Source organism: Sporosarcina sp. JAI121 (genome assembly GCF_013408665.1).
Taxonomy (GTDB): Bacteria; Bacillota; Bacilli; order Bacillales_A; family Planococcaceae; genus Sporosarcina.
Genome location: NZ_JACCCL010000002.1, coordinates 46,010 through 65,657 on the forward strand (window position 1 = coordinate 46,010; position 19,648 = coordinate 65,657).

A 19,648-nucleotide genomic window follows, 5' to 3' on the forward strand; every position below is an offset into this window, starting at 1 on the left:
AAATAAGAAATTTTTTTATGCATTACGCAAACAGGAATGGCAACTACATAGCCTTGTAAGCCGCGAGCCAAAAGGGTGAAGGGGCCCACAAAGTTCAACCAGAGATTAGGTCGAATCACGCCATCTCCACAGCACCGGCGATTGCTCCCTTTTTAGGCCCAAATAAGAATGAAGAGTTTAATCCATAGTAGACAGTTAGCTAGTCAGACCGATGAATTAATGCAATATAGGGAGTAAAGCATTATAATGATAATTACTGTGTAAACAGGAAAGGTTACGGGTGATATAGATGAATAATAATGATGTATTAATTAGGTTAAGATATGCATTGGATATAAAAGATGCGGAAATGGTTGAGATTTTCGCTCTAGGCGGTCTTAAAACAACAGAAGAAGAAATTCGGGAAATATTTTCAAAGTTAAAAGACAGTAGTAATAATGAGGCGCAAGATGATGAATATATGAAAGAACTGGATAACCATGCTTTAGAGTCCTTTTTAAACGGGTTTGTTATATATAAAAGAGGACCCCAAGATTCAAAACCAGAGAATTCACAACAACAGTTCTTAATGACAAAAGATAATAGAAACGTTAACAATATTTTGCTCAAAAAAGTAAAAATTGCACTTTCACTTACAAGTGACGATATGCTTGATATCCTAAAAGACGCAGGGGTGAATCTGTCAAAAAGTGAATTGAGTGCAGTTCTTAGAAAAGAGGGACAACGAAATTATAAAGAATGTGGCGATAGATACGCCAGAAACTTCCTAAAGGGATTGGCAATAAGATTTCGGGATTAATTAATTCCGTTTTCGGTGTAGCTTGAAGGGGTTTGTTCCTATTTTTAAATTAAAATAAGCAATACTGGTGAAAAACCAGCATTGCTTATTTTTTATATACAATTATTTTGAGAAGTTATCGAAATAACCTTGGATAAAGACGATAGGTGTACCTTTGTCTCCGCTGCCTGATGTTAAATCGGATAGGGAACCGATGAGGTCAGTGAGTTTTCTAGGTGTAGTACCTTGTGTTTCCATCGTACCTACAAGATCCGCACCTTTATCGTTAATGTACTGGGATATGGCTTTTTTAAGCTCATCGCCTCTTAAATCAGCAAAGTTATTATCTGCAAGATATTTTAACTTTATTTCATTAGGCGTGCCGTCAAGTCCAGCTGTATAAGCTGGTGAAACAACTGGATCGGCAAGTTCCCATATTTTACCGACAGGGTCTTTGAATGCTCCGTCTCCATATACCATGACCTCAACATTTTTGCCCGTTCTTTCTTTGAGCATATGCTGTATTTTATCAACTGTAGGTTGGCAATTACGCGGGAAAAGTTTAACATCGTCTTCTGTTGACTTATTTGAACCGAGCAGGCCGTAATCTTCGTTATAGCCGCTGCCATCTATAGGCTCTGCCAGTATGTCATCGAGGCTATAAACTGTAACGCCGCCATTAGCTTTTAGAATCCTTTTTGTTCGGAACCGTGTGTGGATGTCGCAAGTAAGAACATTTTTTGTGTAATCTAAAATGGTCTTTGGATTATTTGAGAAGATTACTTCACATTCAACACCATATTCTTCAACGATTGATTTATAATAATCGATATAATCAATGCCGGTAAAGGTATGTTTACTATAGCCGAAATAATCGCGGAATTGTTTTTCCGTTAAAACATCTGTCCAAGGATTAACTCCCTTTTCATCAAGCAAATCCAAATCGACTAAGTGGTTGCCGACTTCATCAGATGGATAGCTAAGCATTAAAACAACCTTTTTAACGCCTTTTGCAATGCCGCGCAGACAGATTGCAAAACGATTACGACTTAAAATCGGGAAAATGACACCAACAGTTTCATCCCCGAACTTTGAACGTACATCTTCAGCGATATTATCGACAGTGGCATAATTCCCTTGGGCGCGGGCAACAATCGATTCTGTTATTGTAACGATATCTTTATCATTAATGGTGAAGCCTTCTACTTCTGAAGCTTTCAACACACTGTCTACGACGATATCCTCTATATTATCCCCACGATTTATTATTGGGCAACGGAGACCTCTGACAACTGTTCCAACTACTCTTTCCAATCGTATCGCTCCTCATAATTATCAAGTTTATTTTCATTATCCAACTACCTACTTGTAATATACACCTATCCAATGGTATAAGTAAAATTAATATATCGAATGATAGGTATAAGGAGAATTTATATGGTGAGCAAATTAGATTTGTATAAGGTATTTTGTAAAGTAGGGGCTAGTGATAGTTTTTCCAAGGCGGCAAAAGACCTTTATATGACCCAACCAGCTGTCAGTCAAGCAATCATGCAATTGGAAAGGGAATTAGATACACGTCTTTTCAATCGATCGCCTAAAGGGGTGTCTTTAACCAATGAAGGCAGCCTTCTTTTCGAGTATGCCAACTCGGCGATTAATTTACTCCATGTCGGGGAAGAAAAGATTTTGGAATTTAAGAATTTAACGATGGGCGAATTAAAAATAGGAGTCGGCGATACGATTTCTAGATATTTTTTACTTCCATATTTAGAGGATTTCCATAATAGATACCCGAATATCAAGTTTAAAATAGTGAATGGTACAACGTCTGAACTTTGTTCAATATTAAAGTCGGGAGAAGTTGATGTTGCGGTTTGTAATTTTCCCATCGACGATACCACGTTGGAGCTGCGTCCATTTATTGATATTCATGATATTTTTGTTTGCGGGGAGAAGTATAAAAGTATATTATCCAAACCGCTTAGCCCTGATGAATTATTGAAACTGCCATTAATATTACTCGAACCGAAATCGAATTCCAGAAAGTATGTTGAGGATTTCCTAATATCTAGTGGCATAAAAATCTCACCGGAATTTGAATTAGGCTCACATGAATTATTATTGGAGTTTGCGAAGATCAATTTAGGGATTGCATGCGTGACCAAAGAATTTTCCCGAGAGTATTTAAACAAAGGATTAGTATATGAAGTGAAGCTTAGTGAAGAAATACCGAAGAGAAGCATTGGTGTATGTTTTTTGAAAAGTGTTCCTTTATCGCCAGCGTCGATGAAATTCGTAGAGATAATAGAGGGGAAAAAGATGTAACATAGTCGCTGTATTATTCAAACAAGTGAAATTCCATCATGTACGTATCGGCTACCATAGGAAAAACGCCTGCGCTTAGTTTAGTAATGTGATTGTATGTCTAATTTGCCATGGACAACGTGATATAATTTTATGGGAATAGACAATTAGAGTAAAAGAAAGCCCATCATTCATTACGTTATGTAGGAGAGTTCCATGTTGAAAAAATATTTCTTTCAAAAGTTGAGCCGAGCTGACGGAGCCGCATTGATTTTGACAGCACTTCTGACGGCGATAGCAAGTGAAATTAAAGTGGTTCCTTTCAACGGAGAGGCTTTTCGTTTTGGATTGGGAAGTATCACTTTTTTTCTGTTAATTCTTATTCGGCCTCCTGCTTCTCTTATCCGAACCGGCTTTGTTACAGCTATAACAGTCGTTTGTATTCGTCTTTTTGGGGATATGATGCTTGACGAGGGTCATTTATCGACAAGCTTGAAAAATCATCTGCCCGCTTTTTTATTTTATTTCTTATTTGCGCTTGGATTAAGCATCATAAAAGTGGAAAAGTATAAAACATCCCCATTTCTACTAGGAGCCTGGGCTGCGGGAATAGAATTTTTCGGAAACGGTTTGGAGCATCTTACACGTTACTGGTTGTTAGGTCACGAGAATTTAGGGATACAAGATTGGGCATTGTTATGTGGAGTGGCATTATTTCGCAGTTATTTTGTAGTAGGGCTATATAGTACGATTATTGTTTCGGAACAAAAGAAACGTATGGGAGAAATGCTTGAAGTCGGTTCTGAATTGTATGCGGAGACTCTTTATTTGCAGAAATCCATGAAACATATAGAACAAATTACAGCTTCGAGTCACGATTTATATCGAAAGTTAAAAAAGAAAAACCTTCAGGAATTGAGTGTGCAAGCATTGGCCATCACGCAAGAGATCCATGAAGTGAAAAAAGATTCACAGCGGATTTTATCTGGGATTTCCAAAGTGACTAAACAGAAAAGAGATGATATTTTCTTTCTTGCTGATGTACTTAACTTTGTTGTGACAGGAAATGAAAAATATAGTGAGTTGTTGCAAAAAAGTATTACCTTTCATTTATCAATGTCGATTGATTTTGAAACCGATCAGCAAATCCCCCTTCTTGCCCTGTTGAATAATTTGACGGCCAATGCTGTCGAATCCATTTGGAAAGAAGGAGAAATTGATATAGAGGTATTTGAGGAGACGGTATATACATGCTTTATTATTAAAGATTCAGGCAATGGTATTCCAATAGAGGATATATCAATTGTTTTTGAACCAGGCTATACAACGAAGTTTAACGATCGCGGTGTCGCTGCAACGGGAATCGGCTTGTCCCATGTACAGGAAATCATTCAGGCGTTGGACGGCCAAATTCAAACTGAAATACCAGAGAACGGGACGATTTTCCACATCCAGATTCCAACCTCTAACATCCGAAAGTGAGTTGAATAAAACTGCGTTATTTTATAGTTGATGATGACATGGCAAGTCGAAGAATGCTGGGGCGAATTATTATGGAAGGTGAACTTGGAGTGGTAATCGGTGAAGCTGAAAGCGGGGTGAAGGCCCTCTCACCAATTCTAGCTTCATATCCCGATACTGTCTTAATTGATTTATTAATGCCAGGAATGGACGGGATTGAAACGATGGAACAATTAAAAGCGCAGGGTTTCCAAGGACAATTCATTATGATTTCTCAGATTGTCAATAAAGAGATGGTGGGAGAAGCTTATGAAAAAGGCGTAGAATTCTTTATACATAAGCCAATCAATCGTGTCGAAGTGCATAGTATTTTAAAAAAGATCGAGGAGAAATCCCGTTTAAAGGATTCGCTGATTGCAATCCGGGAGTCATTGGTGCACATCGAACCGGTCGTCAAATCGACAAAGCAACGAAATGTTAAGGAAATTGTATCAACCATATTGAATGACATGGGGATTATCGGGGAGGCGGGAAGCGATGATATTATATCGCTAATTGAAATCCTGATGAGCCAGGGCGATGGAGTTACCCAATTGCCACCGCTAAAGGAGTTATACGGAGCGGTTGCCTCTAAGAGGGGGAACGTGGAGATAACAAAAGAAAGCAAAGCCATCGAGCAGCGAATTCGCAGAACGATTCTTGGTGCAGTCAACCATATGGCTTCATTGGGGTCGGTTGATTATACGACTTCGGAGTTTGAGTATTATGCACCTCGTTACTTTGACTTTCAGGAAATACGAAGCCGAATGAAACAAATTCAGGAAGACCATAACGAACCAGTAAAAGTAAAGGTCAATATCAAAAAATTTATACAAGTTTTATATCTGGAAACAAGGGATAAATTCGTCCAATCTTAACGGGGGGAATTGTCATTTCCCGTGTTAGTGTATTTGAATGATTGAGAAATAATAAAATTAAAATTGTCGGTTCTTGTCGGATTCTGTAACTCATCCATAAAGTATTCTTTAAACCTATTTCGAAGTTAAGAAAGCGGTTTCATATAGGATATAAGAGGTGATTGGCGGATGAAGAAAAAATTTAAATTTACTTTAGCGTATCAAATCCTGACCGGATTGATAGTAGGTATTATTGTGGGAGCGGTTTTCTACGGCAATCCGGCGGTGGAAACATATTTGCAACCTCTCGGTACCATCTTTATTAACATGATTAAAATGATTGTTGTCCCAATTATAGTGTCAACGTTAATCATCGGTGTTGCTGGAACTGGAGATATCAAACAATTAGGTAAACTCGGTGGAAAAACACTTCTTTATTTTGAAGTTGTTACAACGATTGCGATTATTGTCGGTTTGTTTGCTGCCAACATATTCCAACCGGGTGTGGGCATCGACATGTCAGAGCTTTCAAAGGGTGATATTTCTCAGTACGTTGAAACAACTGAAGAAGTGAAGGACAATGGCATTATTGATATTATTGTCAATATCGTACCGACAAATATTATCCAATCCATGGGCGAAGGAGATATGTTGGCAATCATCTTCTTCTCGGTCCTCTTCGGTTTAGGTATTGCGGCAATCGGCGATCGTGGAAAACCGGTGCTTGCGTTTTTCCAAGGAACCGCAGATGCTATGTTCTGGGTCACGAATTTAATCATGAAATTTGCACCGGTTGGAGTATTTGCGTTAATCGGGGTAACGGTTTCAAAATTTGGTTTGAAATCATTGGTTCCGCTTGGAAAACTAGCAATCCTAGTCTATTTGACGATGATTTTCTTTATTGTTGTCGTCCTGGGTCTTATTGCAAAAATGGCTGGTACGAGCGTTTTCCGCATTATGAAAGTGCTGAAAGACGAATTGCTCTTGGCCTATTCAACGTCCAGTTCGGAAACGGTACTACCAAAAGTAATGCAAAAGATGGAGAAATTCGGCTGTCCGAAAGATGTCGTTTCCTTCGTTGTTCCGACGGGCTATTCATTTAACTTAGATGGATCGACGTTGTATCAGGCGTTGGCGGCCATTTTCATCGCACAAATGTATGGTATTGAATTGAGCGTTACGTCGCAAATTACACTCGTCCTGGTTTTAATGGTTACATCTAAAGGAATTGCGGGCGTGCCGGGCGTTTCGTTCGTCGTATTACTAGCGACTTTGGGAACTGTCGGTATTCCACTCGAAGGACTTGCGTTCATTGCGGGAATCGACCGAATTTTGGACATGGCCCGTACTGTTGTAAACGTTGTCGGCAACTCGCTTGCAACGGTCGTTATATCGAAGTGGGAAGGTCGCTTTGACGCATCGAAAGAGGATAAGTATTTCGCTACAACTGAAAAGTTAGCATAAGGTCGTGTTTGGCTTATAACAGAGTTCATTTATCCGGTTCTTTGGATTAGTATTGTTCTCTAATGAAATATAAAAAGGCAGGTAGTTTCGTAAATCTCTAAGGTTTAATGAAACAGCCTGCTTTTTTGATTGAAAATATAATCGGAATCCTTCAACTTTTTCTCCGCGTATTTTGACCGATATAAGATAATAACTCCGTGAAAAGCGCAGTCAATATCCCCATAAGCATGCCATTTGAAAGGATCGGTCGAACAATTTCCGGAATCGTTATAAATACAGTCGATGGTAACGACATAATCGATAGTCCGAGCAGCGCTGGCAAAGCGATGCGATAGATGGTTTTAGGTTCGAATGTCAACCCCTCAATATTACGGATTGCTGATCGGAACAGCTGTATGTAAGCAACGAACAGCACTGTGTTTCCAACGCTATGTGGAATTGTTGAAAAGAAGGCGCTAAATGGGGGAATCATCCCTAAGAGAATGAATAACGCGGATCCTACAAAGAATGGAGCCCTTTCGCGAATTCCTGTCGATTGTAGGAATCCCAATGACGATGCGTACGGTGCATAAGGTACGAGACCAAGTGTGCCTGAAGTTGTAGACAATAATCCTGTCAACACGAAGGAAGCACGATACTGCTTGGGCGTCGTCACCTTCTCGAAAACATCTTCCGCCCCTTTCAACGTGGCAATCGTATTCGTCGTATTCAAAAGCCCAGTAATGACGACCGTAATAACGATTCCCCACTCAAATGCGGGGGGGCCCCATGGAAACCAAGTAAGGATTGGGATTGTTGTAATCGTTTCGGTAGTTTCAGCGGGGAACAGCAGGGCAGCACCAACCCAGCCGACTGTCATCCCGATGAGCAGGTTCAAGCTACTGATGAGCCCTTTTCCTTTCACATGGATAAGGATTGTCAGGGTAGCAAGAGTAAATGAAAAACAAGCCACTTTTACATCGATTGAATCACCTGTATTGAGACCAATCATCCCTTTTAGGAAAATCGTAATAAGCTGATTGGCCAATAATAGGAGAAAGACGAACATTACAATGGGTGTAAACCACTTTTTCAAAACTTCACCAATGCCAAGAACTCCAAGCGCTGTGACTAGTATTCCTGAAATTATTATCCCGACCGCTATACTGCCGCCGATTGTGGTCAGTTCAATATTCATCGTGCTGGCTGTAGCAGCCAAACTTAAAATGACACCCCACCACAATCCGGACTGTCCTTCCATCAACGCCAAACGATGCCCGATAAGCCCTTGCAACAGACAGGCAACACCTGTAAAGATGAAGGATCGCTGGATGGCAGATACAATCTCAATGGAATCCAGCTGAAAGGCACCGCCGATTGATATCGGAATGACGACCGTATTGGCAAACATAAAGAATAGCCACTGAAATCCGGCTAAAATTATGACCGATGTCCCCAATTTTTTTGTTTCCATTCAATCAAGTCCTTCCTACTCAACTTCTAAATTAACAGAAATTACATATACGGGGGATTATACCATATTGGCTTCTTTGAATGGACAAACAATTCCTATTAATCGGAACTAAGATAAACTCACTAATTTCCTTACAAATGTATTAAGAGAAAAAGTAGTGAAAATAGAATTAATGTAATAATCGTTCATATTTTCAAAATGACCGTTTTTTTGTTGAATTTCAAGCTACAATAGATAGAAACGTGTTGGAGGGCTTTGAATGTCAATTTATGATAAAGAATGCGATCGATCACTGCGCATTAACACTGTCGGGAAACGGGAGTGGTTGCATCAGTCCTCACATTATAACCGATACGAAGCGACGCCTTATAAGGCACTGGATGAGTTTTTTGAAGGATATAAATTAAACAAAACAGATAGTGTTGTGGACTTCGGATGTGGCAAAGGCAGGTTGCCTTTTTATATACATGATCGATTTGATGTTTCAGTGACAGGTATTGAAATGAGTGGACAGTTATACATGGAAGCACTCGAAAATGAGGCTAGTTATATGAGAAAGGTTAAACGGGCAAATGCGTATATCCGCTTTGAACGATGTCTAGCAGAGGAGTATGAAGTCGGGGTGGAGGATAATCGATTTTATTTCTTTAATCCATTTTCTATCCAAATTTTCATGACGGTCATTGATAATATTCTGCTTTCAGTCGAACGGCGGCAACGGTCTGTAGACGTCATCCTTTATTATCCGACTAGCGATTATATCGAGTTCCTTGAAAACGATACCCCTTTTGAACTTGTCAAAGGGGTTAAAGTATCGGGCAGGTATGAAATAGATCCCAACGAACATTTTTTGGTGTTTCGTTTCGGTGATTGATCCGAAAAAGTAAAAGCCACGTCCCAGTCGGAACGTGGCTTTACTTTTATAAACAATGCATCGCTTTTTCTGCCTCATCCCACGGAACGGGATAGCCTTTTCCTTTGGCACAGAAAATGGAAGTGGACGAGTATTCGGGGTCCGCTTCTTTGTTGTATCCGATACGTTCAATGACCTGCTCTTCGTTGTGACAGCGGTCATAGCCGCCGAACAACAGACTGAGCGTTCCTTTTCCGTGGGTGAATGAAGCGAAGGCGGTACTGTAGTTCATGAAGGTGGCTACAGGACCCCGTCCTTTTATAATGACTTTATCCCCAATGGTTTCGGGCGCGCTGAAGCTGCCGTGAGCTTGCTGGATATCTGACAGAACCCTCCCCATATTGTCCATATCCACTTTTATTTTAAAATCGTAGTAAGGTTCTAGTAGTACATTTTTCGCTTGTTCAAGACCTTGCCGCAATGCACGGAAAGTGGCCTCTCTAAAGTCGCCGCCCGACGTATGCTCGTTATGGCCTCGTCCCGTGAGTAGTGTAACTTTCACATCGGTGAGGGCTGATCCGGTCAATAAACCATGGTGGTCCCGTTCGAATAAATGACTTCGCACCAAGTTTTGGTGGCCAATAGACAAATCATTGGCATGGCAGACGTTTTCAAAATGTATTCCGCTATTTCTATCCGCAGGTTCAATTGAAAGATGCACTTCTGCATAATGTTTTAACGGTTCAAAATGACCGTAACCTGTAATGGGGGTTTCTATGGTCTCCTTATAAAGTATTTTAGGCTCACCAAAAGAGACGTGAATAGAAAAACGATCTATCACAATTTGTTGAAGGACTTCGAGTTGGATGATGCCCATGACATGAACATGGATCTCCTGAAAGTGTTCATCCCAAAAAACGCGTAAAGAAGGATCTTCCGCATCCAACATATTAAAGCACCGAAGCACTTCTTTGACATGAATGGAAGCATCGAAAATCACTTTTGATTTGAGGGTGGGAATCATGTCGAAAGTGGCTTTTTCTTTCAGTGCTCCAATGCCATCACCGATGGATGCTTGCGTTAATCCGGTAACGGCGAACAGTTCACCGGCATGAACATGATCGACCGCTTTGAACTTGCTGCCGTTATAGACGCGTATCTGTGTAACCTTTTCCATAAAATCTCCGTAGCCCACTTCGTCCCTGACACTCAGCTTACCGCTCAATGATTTTAGGAAGGTGACTCTGTTTCCGCTGTCATCATGACGAATTTTATAGACTTGGGCGGCGAAATCGTTTTCGTCATCGTATGAAGTTGCTGTCAATAAATCGAGTTTCTCGAAAAACTCGATGACCCCGATATCCTTGAGTGCCGAACCGCTGGAAATAGCAAAGACTTTATTGGCGTTGATCATTTTTTGTAATGTTTCAAGCCATAAATCCTTGTCGTAACCTGATTCCATGTAAGTTTCAAGCAAAATTTCATCACGTTCGGCAACGAATTCAATGAGTTCCTCTTGCATGATTCCCTCGTGAAAAGATAATGTAAGATCACAGACGTCTTCCACTAGATTGCTGCGGATTTCCTGGATGACATTTTCAATGTCCGTTCCTTCACGATCGATTTTATTGATGAAGATAAATGTTGGTACATGATGTTTACGGAGCAACTGCCAGACAGTTTCTGTATGACCTTCCACGCCGTCGCTAGCGCTGATAATGATGACGGCATAATCCATCACTTGAATAGCTCGTTCCATTTCGGGAGAAAAGTCGACATGTCCAGGCGTGTCGATAATGTAGTAGGTGGATTTGTTATAAGAAATGGACGCCTGGTCTGCAAAAACGGTAATGCCTCTTTCTTTCTCGATGGTGTGGCTATCGAGGAATGCGTCTTTATGGTCCACGCGACCTCTTTGTTTAATGCTTTTTGTATGATAAAGCAGCTGCTCGGAAAAAGTTGTTTTTCCTGCATCCACGTGTGCGAGTATACCGATTGTTTTATACATGAATGTCACCCCTGTCCGATTCTTGCCACTATCCATAGTATAGCAAATCTGAATTGAACGAATGTCGATAAATAGGTGGTATAATGTAAAGACAAACTTAACTTCATTCAGCAGGAGTTCAACCCCTGCTGAATGAAGTTAAAGCCTCCGGCGGATGTCACAGTTTTTGAAGGGAGTTAATTGAGCAAGCTCAATTCAAAATCTGGACGCAAATACGCCAAGGCGCATTTGATCGTGAGGGAGGAATCAGATTTTGAAATATTCAAGAACGAAAATGGAGAAGCTTGTGAAGAATGATCCAGAGCTGGCGAAACGTCTGAAGCAAATAATGGCAGAGCTTGAACTGGAGAAAAGTTTCGCGTTGAGGGCATTGTATCATGCGGATGTTAAAGACGGCGGTACACATCAGCATAACTACCAAGAACTATAAATACGAAAAAGCGTGGCGAGTCTATTATGACTTACCGCGTTTTTTTTGATGAGTTATTCAAATTAATTTTAAGATTGATTGATTACTTCACGTCTGATTTCATCCTCCCGGCAATCGATAAAGTTTAAAATAGAAGAAGGGTTACTAGGATAAAAGTATAAGTAGTTATAGAGAGCTCTGGTTTATGGAGACCAGGAATTTGAAAACGAGGCAAGACGATTAAGGCGCTCCAATCCATCCATTCACCTCAGTTGCAAGACGCTTAGAAGAATCATGCGATTAAACCGATGTCCACGTATGTATTCCTTGCAGAGTAGTAGAATATTGCGATACCTCGTTATTTTTCAATGTGCCTTGTTGTACACTATACATAAGGGATAGAGGGGGGGATGAAAGCGTGAAGAAGTACAGCAAACAGGAGAACAGCTGGATTTTCTATGATTGGGCGAACTCTGCGTATTCAATCATTATTACGACTGCGGTGTTTCCGCTTTATTATAAGGCGGTTGCGACGGGTGCTGGCGTGAGCATGTCGAATTCGACTGCATATTTGGGGTATACCGTCGCTATTGCGACATTCATACTGGCGATGATCGGACCACTTTTGGGTACGATTGCAGACTATGAGGGATTAAAGAAAAAGTTTTTCCTGTTCTTTTTCCTTATGGGGACAGTTGCGACAGTTTCATTGGCGTTTGTGCCGGGTGACAATTGGTTGTGGTTATTAATTATTTATACCATAACCGCCGTCGGTTTTCACGGGGCGAATATATTCTATGATGCATTTTTAGTGGACGTTACACCGGAAGAGCGTATGAATAAAATATCTGCACGGGGTTTCGGATTGGGGTATATCGGGAGTACGATTCCGTTCATTATCAGTATTGCAATTATTATTTTAGCTCAACAAGAGCTAATCCCACTTGCCACATCAACCGCTAGCAAGATCGCTTTTGTTATTACTGCAATTTGGTGGTTCGTATTCACGATTCCGATGGCTAAAAATGTTCATCAGATTCACGGCATTGAACGCGAACCGAAACTGCTGGCGAGCAGTTTCAGACGTCTTGGCGGCACCTTTAAAGAAATACGTAAATACCGGACTGTGTTTTTATTTTTACTGGCTTACTTCTTCTATATTGACGGGGTCGGGACAATTATTTCGATGTCGACGGCTTACGGTACCGATTTAGGAATTAGCGCGACAAATCTTCTTATCATTTTGTTCGTTACACAAGTCGTAGCGGCACCGTTTGCGATTATTTACGGGAAATTGGCGCAAAAATTTACTGGGAAGAAAATGCTGTACGTTGGAATCTGTGTCTATATCATCGTTTGTATTTATGCATTTTTCATGAAAACGACAATGGATTTTTGGGTATTGGCAATGCTCGTTGCAACGTCACAAGGCGGTATTCAAGCACTTAGCCGTTCATACTTTGCAAGGCTTGTTCCGAAAGAGAAATCGAATGAGTTTTTCGGATTCTATAACATTTTCGGGAAGTTTGCGTCGGTAATGGGACCGTTGCTTGTAGGGGTGACTGCTCAGCTGACAGGCAGTTCTGCATACGGGGTGTTCAGTCTAATTATTCTGTTCATCATTGGCCTGGCTATACTATCACGGGTTCCGGAGCCGGATTTAAATGTAGTTTAAGAGTAAAGAAAAGAGGTGCTCGCATTCTACAATGTGAGCACCTCTTTTTAGGTAATCGATTAAGTCAATTTGATAATAAAGGATTTTGTATTAAAATCTGAACAAGGTTGATTGTAACGAGAGGCGGACGCTTTCCGCGGGCACGGCTTCAATCTCCTCGTCACTGCGTTCCTGTGGGGCTTTCAGCTCGCGCTGTTCCCGCTGGAGTCGCCGCCTTCCGTTACAATCAACGGAACTCATCCATACAAATGAATAATCAATTACAAAAACCCATTAATGTTTGTGCTATCAATTAAAATAAGCAATTATGAAATTGACTCTATTAATTACTTTTTTCAATTTTATCGACTTGCAGAATGCGGAATCCTTCTTTTTCAAGCTTTTCTTTCAACTTATCGATTTCAGCAGCAGTCTTATCACCTTCAAGCGTGATGACAACTCTTCTGGCAAGGACAGAGCCGTTATCCAGCGTAAACATGCCTTCAATATGTTCGCCTCGAAGCGTTTTGGTCAATTTTTCAATCATACCTTTAGCTTCAGTTGATGATATTGTAAGATTGATTCCCCCCGTTTTTAATCCGAAGGCATCTCCTAGTACACTTTCAACTTTATTATGTGTGAGGATTCCAACAAGTTTTCCGTGTTCGACAACGCTTAAAAAGGGCAATGCTTTAATTTTGATAAGGGCATTTAAAAAAGAGGAACGTTCTTTTATGAATGTATCCCGATGCATTAGCAGGTGATCAATCTTCTCACCTTTATCGCCATTTTCCTCATAAAGATACTCGATCAAATGAACTTTATAAATCATCCCTTTATAGTTGTCTGTACTGTCTATGACAGGAATACATCTATATCCACTCGCATTGATAGCGTCCAGCGCTTCCCTCACGGTTTGATTGCTATTGATTGTAGTAACCCCAGGCCGTTCCAGTAATAGGTCTCTTACATGCATATGTTTTCCTCCTTGATTACTATTTTTTATAATGTCAATATACATTGAGTACCCAATTTTTAATTATGAGTGATATAGAAGTGATGAAGCATGTATTGAACGAAATCTTTATTTTAGCTTCTATAAATAGCTGTAAAACTAATTATAAAAAAACCGAAAACTTCATTAGTACAGTGCTCGCAATAGCGAAGCTCTATGCATAAAATTTGAATCTAGTATAATAAAACGAACGAAGCAGTTTTAACCGTAAAAAAGGTGGAATGAACAAAAGGAGTCATGAAAATGGAGAAACTGAGTCTCAACGCACTATTAGATGTAATTGGAGAGTTGTTTTCAGATGAGATTTCGATTGCCGTATCCAATACGGAGGAATACCTCTATTATCTTCCCAGCAAACGGATTGATTTGAAAATCAGACCGGGCGATCCTTTAAAAGAAGGAACAATCGCATATAAGGCAGTCTTGGAGAAGCAAAAGGTTTCAGAGTTCATAAATCGTGATGTATTCGGTGTTCCTTACCATGGGATGGCCGTTCCATTTTATGACGGCGGGTTGCTTGAGGGCTGTGTAACCGCAATTTATCCGGCTTATACAGATGGAAAAACCGTTGTAACTGTGAAAACGAATGATGGATGGATTCCGGTCCCGTTCGCCGATGTGAAATATGTAGAAGTGAAAGATCGGAAAACATACGTAGTGGCAGAAGGTATTGTAGGAACGCATAAAAATACATTGCAGGAATTTGAATATTTGCTGCCCCGCGAGTCATTTGTACGATGTCATCGTTCTTTTATCGTTAATGTCCATCATATTAAAGGGATTTATCCTGATACGCATTCGACCTTTGTGTTGGAGATGGACAATGGAACTAGGATTCCAGTCAGCCAGTCATATTCCAGTTATTTTCGTAAGCTCCTAGGTTTCTAAAGATGCTGCTTCAATCACGTATATAACTGCTTTACCCGTTAATTCCTTATTCAATCCATAATTCCTCGTTCCTGTCAGGGCTTACGTTAGAATTAACTAAAAGTTATGAAAAGGGGAGTTCGTGGATGGAAAATCATATGGATCGGATTAAGAATGTTCAATTGAGAGACGTCGTTGTCTCACCGGAAGAAGCGGCGTCCTGGATTGAAGACGGCATGACACTGGGGTTAAGCGGGTTTACGCGTGCGGGTGACGCGAAAGCGGTTCCATTAGCATTGGTGAAACGCGCGGAAACTGAAAAATTCAAAGTGAACGTGTTCACGGGCGCATCGTTAGGGTCTGATATCGATCGACTGTTCGCTGAAGCAGATATTATACATAAAAGATTGCCGTTCCAGGCAGATCCGACGATGAGGAAAAAGATTAATGATGGCGAGTTGTTATTTGTAGATCATCATTTGTCGCATACCGCTGAACTCATTCGGGCGGAAGTAGTCGAGCCGATTGACTTTGCTATATTGGAAGCGGTTTCAATCACGGAAGACGGAATGATTATTCCAACGACTTCGGTTGGTAACTCATTGACGTTCGCGCAACATGCAAAATCGATTATTATTGAAATTAATATGGCACAGTCTGCACAATTGGAAGGGCTGCATGATTTATACGATCCTGGCAAACAAGGCGAAAGATCGCCAATCCAGTTAATGAACGTAGATGATCGGATCGGTACGATTGGAATTCCGGTTGATATGGAAAAAGTGAAAGGAATCGTCTTTACGGATCAACTGGATTCAGCATCTTTGATTGTGGCGCCGGATCAAGAAACGGAAATCATGGCGGAACATTTATTATCATTCCTTCGTACTGAGATTCAAGCGGGCCGGCTGACTGAATGTCTTGCACCGTTACAGTCGGGAATCGGTTCGGTGGCGAATGCAGTCCTCCACGGAATGGTCAATTCGGAGTTCGAGGATTTAGAGGTGTATTCGGAAGTATTGCAGGACGCAGTGTTCGATTTGATCGATGCAGGAAAAGTCCGATTCGCTTCTTGCGCTTCGATTACATTATCTGAAGAGAAGATGGATCAGGTCTTTACTAATTTTGAACAGTATCGGGACAAACTTATCATGCGTCCCCAGGAAATTTCGAACCATCCGGAAATCATCCGCCGTCTCGGTTTGATTTCCATCAATACGGCGCTTGAGCTGGACATCTATGGAAATGTTAATTCAACGCATGTTTCAGGGACGAAAATGATGAATGGTATCGGGGGTTCGGGTGATTTTGCACGTAATGCACGCCTCGCAATTTTCGTCACAAAATCGGTGGCAAAAGGCGGCAATATTTCAAGTATCGTTCCGTTCGTTTCGCACGTAGATCACACGGAGCACGACGTCGACATCATCGTGACGGAGCAAGGATATGCAGATTTACGCGGTCTTGCTCCGAGGGAACGTGTTGAACTCATCATTGAACGTTGCGCGCATCCGATGTACCGAGAGCAACTTCGTGCGTATTACAAAGAAGCGCTTGAAAGAGGCGGTCAGACTCCGCATGTGTTGGAAAAAGCATTTTCATGGCATACGAATTTAGCGAAAAACGGCACAATGCTTGAGCGTGTGGAAGAGTGGGCTTGATGAATTAAGTATGAAAAGAGTTGCCCATTTGAGGGTAACCCTTTTTCTGTTTTTATAGTGGGGGCGGATAGACCCAACAGAGTGTGCGACCGATCATATAGTCTGTGTGACCGACCATAAAAGTTCAACGACCGATCATATCGGTTGCGTAACCGACCATATAAGCCTGGTGACCGATTATAAAAAATTGATTAGTAAACTGGAAAAGCCTCACTCTTTTGTTGAGTGAGGCTATTGGGACTGAGGAAATGAACAATGATATAGTGGAGAGAATAACTTTCAGAATGGAGTCGGTTTCGATGAAAATTGCATTGTTCGGAGCAACAGGCCGCGTGGGTGGAGAAGTACTGAAACTAGCGCTCACGGATGGGCATGAAGTGACGGCGCTCGTCCGTTCGCCTGAGAAACTGGTACCACATGATGGCTTAACAATCATCCAAGGGGATGTCTGTGATACTGCAGCAGTGTCACATGCCATTGCAGGAGTAGACGTTGTATTCAGTGCACTTGGTACAGACAAGACGACGACATTGACCGAGGCAGTTCCTCATATGAGTAGTGCGATGAAAGAAACAGGCGTCGGGCGAATCGTCACAATCGGGACAGCAGGCATCCTGCAAAGTAGGATTGATTCTGAGAAATTGCGTTATGAAGCAGGAGATACAAATCGCCGGTTGACCTTTGCAGCGGAAGAACACCATAAAGTGTATGACATGCTTCGTCAATCGGGGCTTGACTGGACAATCGTCTGTCCTACTTTTTTGCCGGATGGTGTTGCGGTGGGTGGTTACAGAACTGAGCGTGACTTGTTGCCGAAGGAAGGTAAACAAATATCCGTTGGAGACACAGCAGCTTTTGCTTACAGTGAACTTCTGAAAGGCGAACATATCGGATTCCGTGTTGGAATTTCATATTAATACATGAAGTAGTACTGTCATTGGCAGTGCTATTTTTGTACGGAAAATACCTATAGGAGCCTTAAAATTATCCGTATGTGAGTGTGTTTAGCATTAATTGACGAAACCTTCTAGCCACTGTAAACGTAATATTGGTAGTATATTCCCATATTTACGGATATGAATATAAATGGAGGCGAGGATAGTGGATTATCAATATCCGGAATTTATTTTCTTACGACCTGTCTTTTTTACATTTTTAATCATTTTATTGGTATTGCTGATTATCGTTGTTTTTCAGAAGAGAAACTTGGTTAATCTATTCTCGGTTGTTAGTATATTGTTTATTTGTACGTTCATTCCTGCAATGCTACTTTACGCAGAGGGGTATATCGTTGATGAATACAATTTGAGTGGTGATGCAATTACCATGTATCTGTTTTTGGGGATTGTAGGGTTATCGATCATTACCATTATGGTATTCATAGCTAAACGGAATGATAGAAATGAGCACAGAAAACGCTGCATGTAACTAATCAGCGTTTTTTTGTCGCATGGAAACTCAAACCGCTAATTCACTCATCAGTGCATGCGTATTCCCCTCGGTATCGTTGAAAAATACCATCCATGTTTCGGTTGATCCTATTTTCGTGACTAGATGAGGTTCACCAGTGAAAGTGACCTCTTTTTCAGCAAGTCGTTCATAGCTTGCTGTAATGTCGTCAACTTGAAAATAAAGGACTGAACTTGCGTTTGCGAATTGTTCTGTTTCGGGCAGACTAAGCATCAAACGGACACCATCGCTGTCGAAGAAGGCCATTGTATCCGTCTTGAATAATAGTGGTAGATCAAGCAAATCTTTATAAAATGAAATGGCACGATCGATATCTCTCACAGGTATCCCGATTTGACCGACACTTATTAAATTAGTCATAAGAATAATCCCCCTATTCAGTCAATGCCCGTATATTATAGCATATCGATTTTTATCCAATGAAATGGAGGAGCGAAAAGATGGATGTTCTTTATAATGGTGTGTTGAAAAAGGGTCACCCGTTTTACATCCGAAAATTGCATGCCGAGGATATTAATGCGATTTTACATGTACAAAATGAAGTAATTCATGTTCTCGATAGTCCAAGTTCGTTATCTTCGCTGTCAAAAAAAGAGTATGAATATATTTTGTCCGGCGGCGGTAAGATGGTAGGAGTATTTGCAGATGGATGGCTGGTTGCATTCCGCGCATTGCTTGTCCCAGGAGCGGACGAGGAGCATCTCGGTTCAGATGTAGGAATTGATGCGAACGAATTGGAGTCTGTCATCTATCAGGAAATATCGAATGTATCGCCTCGATATCGCGGGTATCGCTTGCAAAAAGTTATGGCGGAAACATTAATGGAGCAGTTGATAGTGGATGATTATAAATACGTCTGCGCGACGGTTGCACCGTTCAACATCGCAAGTCTGAAGGACAAGTTTTCACAGCAGATGGAAATAGCCGCGTTAAAGAAAAAGTACGGCGACTTATTGCGCTATGTTTTTGTAAAGCATCTCCGTATAGAGGGGAAAGAGTGGAAGGAAGAACAAGATATTCCGATGCAGGACACCAAGTCCCAGCAGAAACTCCTTGAAGACGGGTGGCGCGGGACAGGCATGTCAAGAGGTCCCGATGGTTGGCTCGTGCGCTATTGCAAATGACGTCTAAATGTATAAGTCAAAGCAAAGGTTCCCGTCAAAAACGCACCGACACATTTGAGATGCCTCGCCCCAGTAATAGCGGGATAAAGCTCGCCTGTTATCTGCATACTCTATATCGAAGAATGAGATGTCGTCAATATACCTGGAGAACCAGCGGAGGCGCCTAACAGGGGTAGCCGAAGCCATAAGACTGACGACGAAGTTGTCTGGCTTATTGCGGGAGGCATC

18 protein-coding genes are annotated in these 19,648 nt (G+C 41.2%); 13 read left to right on the plus strand and 5 right to left on the minus strand.

Features of this window, described 5'->3' with window-relative positions; all coding sequences use genetic code 11:
• Positions 1-289 precede the first annotated feature (289 nt).
• On the plus strand, positions 290-799 hold the full coding sequence (locus HDC33_RS11750) for a YehS family protein (RefSeq protein WP_179392776.1): 510 nt from the start codon (positions 290-292) through the stop codon (positions 797-799).
• 102 nt (positions 800-901) lie between these two features.
• Here HDC33_RS11750 and HDC33_RS11755 read toward each other — a convergent pair whose 3' ends face one another.
• Positions 902-2,092 (minus strand): coenzyme F420-0:L-glutamate ligase, encoded by a 1,191-nt coding sequence (locus HDC33_RS11755; protein WP_179392777.1) that lies wholly within the window; start codon positions 2,090-2,092, stop codon positions 902-904.
• A 123-nt stretch (positions 2,093-2,215) separates the two neighbouring features.
• Here HDC33_RS11755 and HDC33_RS11760 point away from each other — a divergent pair, with 123 nt between their 5' ends.
• The 4 genes from HDC33_RS11760 (at position 2,216) to HDC33_RS11775 (ending at position 6,906) form a co-directional block, all read left to right on the plus strand.
• The gene (locus tag HDC33_RS11760) at positions 2,216-3,106 is read left to right on the plus strand and encodes a LysR family transcriptional regulator (RefSeq protein WP_179392778.1); all 891 of its coding nucleotides are present in this window, start codon (positions 2,216-2,218) and stop codon (positions 3,104-3,106) included.
• A 195-nt stretch (positions 3,107-3,301) separates the two neighbouring features.
• Positions 3,302-4,567 (plus strand): ATP-binding protein, encoded by a 1,266-nt coding sequence (locus HDC33_RS11765; protein ID WP_179392779.1) that lies wholly within the window; start codon positions 3,302-3,304, stop codon positions 4,565-4,567.
• 11 nt (positions 4,568-4,578) lie between these two features.
• Positions 4,579-5,463 (plus strand): response regulator, encoded by an 885-nt coding sequence (locus HDC33_RS11770; RefSeq protein WP_179393134.1) that lies wholly within the window; start codon positions 4,579-4,581, stop codon positions 5,461-5,463.
• Between the two features lie 168 nt (positions 5,464-5,631).
• Complete coding sequence (locus HDC33_RS11775; protein WP_179392780.1) at positions 5,632-6,906, plus strand: cation:dicarboxylate symporter family transporter; 1,275 nt, start codon at positions 5,632-5,634, stop codon at positions 6,904-6,906.
• Between the two features lie 151 nt (positions 6,907-7,057).
• On the opposite strand, the gene HDC33_RS11780 is transcribed toward HDC33_RS11775, so the two are convergent.
• Entirely contained in the window at positions 7,058-8,359 is a 1,302-nt protein-coding gene (locus HDC33_RS11780) for a uracil/xanthine transporter (RefSeq protein WP_179392781.1), read from the minus strand.
• Between the two features lie 259 nt (positions 8,360-8,618).
• Here HDC33_RS11780 and HDC33_RS11785 point away from each other — a divergent pair, with 259 nt between their 5' ends.
• A complete protein-coding gene (locus tag HDC33_RS11785; protein WP_179392782.1) occupies positions 8,619-9,233 on the plus strand; it encodes a class I SAM-dependent methyltransferase in 615 nt (204 codons plus the stop codon).
• Between the two features lie 46 nt (positions 9,234-9,279).
• Here HDC33_RS11785 and HDC33_RS11790 read toward each other — a convergent pair whose 3' ends face one another.
• Positions 9,280-11,220: a GTP-binding protein gene (locus tag HDC33_RS11790; RefSeq protein WP_179392783.1), complete on the minus strand. Its 1,941-nt coding sequence runs from the start codon at positions 11,218-11,220 to the stop codon at positions 9,280-9,282.
• A 253-nt stretch (positions 11,221-11,473) separates the two neighbouring features.
• Between HDC33_RS11790 and HDC33_RS11795 the strand changes: the two genes are divergently transcribed.
• Together HDC33_RS11795 and HDC33_RS11800 are read left to right on the plus strand one after the other, a co-directional pair.
• Complete coding sequence (locus tag HDC33_RS11795; RefSeq protein WP_179392784.1) at positions 11,474-11,650, plus strand: hypothetical protein; 177 nt, start codon at positions 11,474-11,476, stop codon at positions 11,648-11,650.
• A gap of 397 nt (positions 11,651-12,047) precedes the next feature.
• Positions 12,048-13,304: an MFS transporter gene (locus HDC33_RS11800; RefSeq protein ID WP_179392785.1), complete on the plus strand. Its 1,257-nt coding sequence runs from the start codon at positions 12,048-12,050 to the stop codon at positions 13,302-13,304.
• A gap of 322 nt (positions 13,305-13,626) precedes the next feature.
• Here the strand turns inward: HDC33_RS11800 and HDC33_RS11805 are convergent, their stop codons facing one another.
• Positions 13,627-14,259 (minus strand): CBS domain-containing protein, encoded by a 633-nt coding sequence (locus HDC33_RS11805; protein ID WP_179392786.1) that lies wholly within the window; start codon positions 14,257-14,259, stop codon positions 13,627-13,629.
• A gap of 282 nt (positions 14,260-14,541) precedes the next feature.
• Between HDC33_RS11805 and HDC33_RS11810 the strand changes: the two genes are divergently transcribed.
• The 4 genes from HDC33_RS11810 to HDC33_RS11825 all read left to right on the plus strand — a co-directional run bounded on the left by HDC33_RS11810 (position 14,542) and on the right by HDC33_RS11825 (position 18,254).
• The gene (locus HDC33_RS11810; protein WP_179392787.1) at positions 14,542-15,186 is read left to right on the plus strand and encodes a LytTR family DNA-binding domain-containing protein; all 645 of its coding nucleotides are present in this window, start codon (positions 14,542-14,544) and stop codon (positions 15,184-15,186) included.
• A gap of 125 nt (positions 15,187-15,311) precedes the next feature.
• Entirely contained in the window at positions 15,312-16,826 is a 1,515-nt protein-coding gene (locus tag HDC33_RS11815) for a succinyl-CoA:acetate CoA-transferase ScpC (RefSeq protein WP_179392788.1), read from the plus strand.
• A 299-nt stretch (positions 16,827-17,125) separates the two neighbouring features.
• Complete coding sequence (locus tag HDC33_RS11820) at positions 17,126-17,743, plus strand: NAD(P)-dependent oxidoreductase (RefSeq protein ID WP_179392789.1); 618 nt, start codon at positions 17,126-17,128, stop codon at positions 17,741-17,743.
• A gap of 184 nt (positions 17,744-17,927) precedes the next feature.
• On the plus strand, positions 17,928-18,254 hold the full coding sequence (locus HDC33_RS11825) for a hypothetical protein (protein WP_179392790.1): 327 nt from the start codon (positions 17,928-17,930) through the stop codon (positions 18,252-18,254).
• 30 nt (positions 18,255-18,284) lie between these two features.
• Here HDC33_RS11825 and HDC33_RS11830 read toward each other — a convergent pair whose 3' ends face one another.
• Entirely contained in the window at positions 18,285-18,656 is a 372-nt protein-coding gene (locus tag HDC33_RS11830; protein WP_179392791.1) for a VOC family protein, read from the minus strand.
• 80 nt (positions 18,657-18,736) lie between these two features.
• On the opposite strand from HDC33_RS11830, the gene HDC33_RS11835 reads away from it, so the two are divergent.
• Positions 18,737-19,420 carry a GNAT family N-acetyltransferase gene (locus HDC33_RS11835; protein WP_179392792.1) on the plus strand — a complete coding sequence of 228 codons (684 nt, stop codon included), beginning with the start codon at positions 18,737-18,739 and terminating at the stop codon, positions 19,418-19,420.
• Positions 19,421-19,648 lie beyond the last annotated feature (228 nt).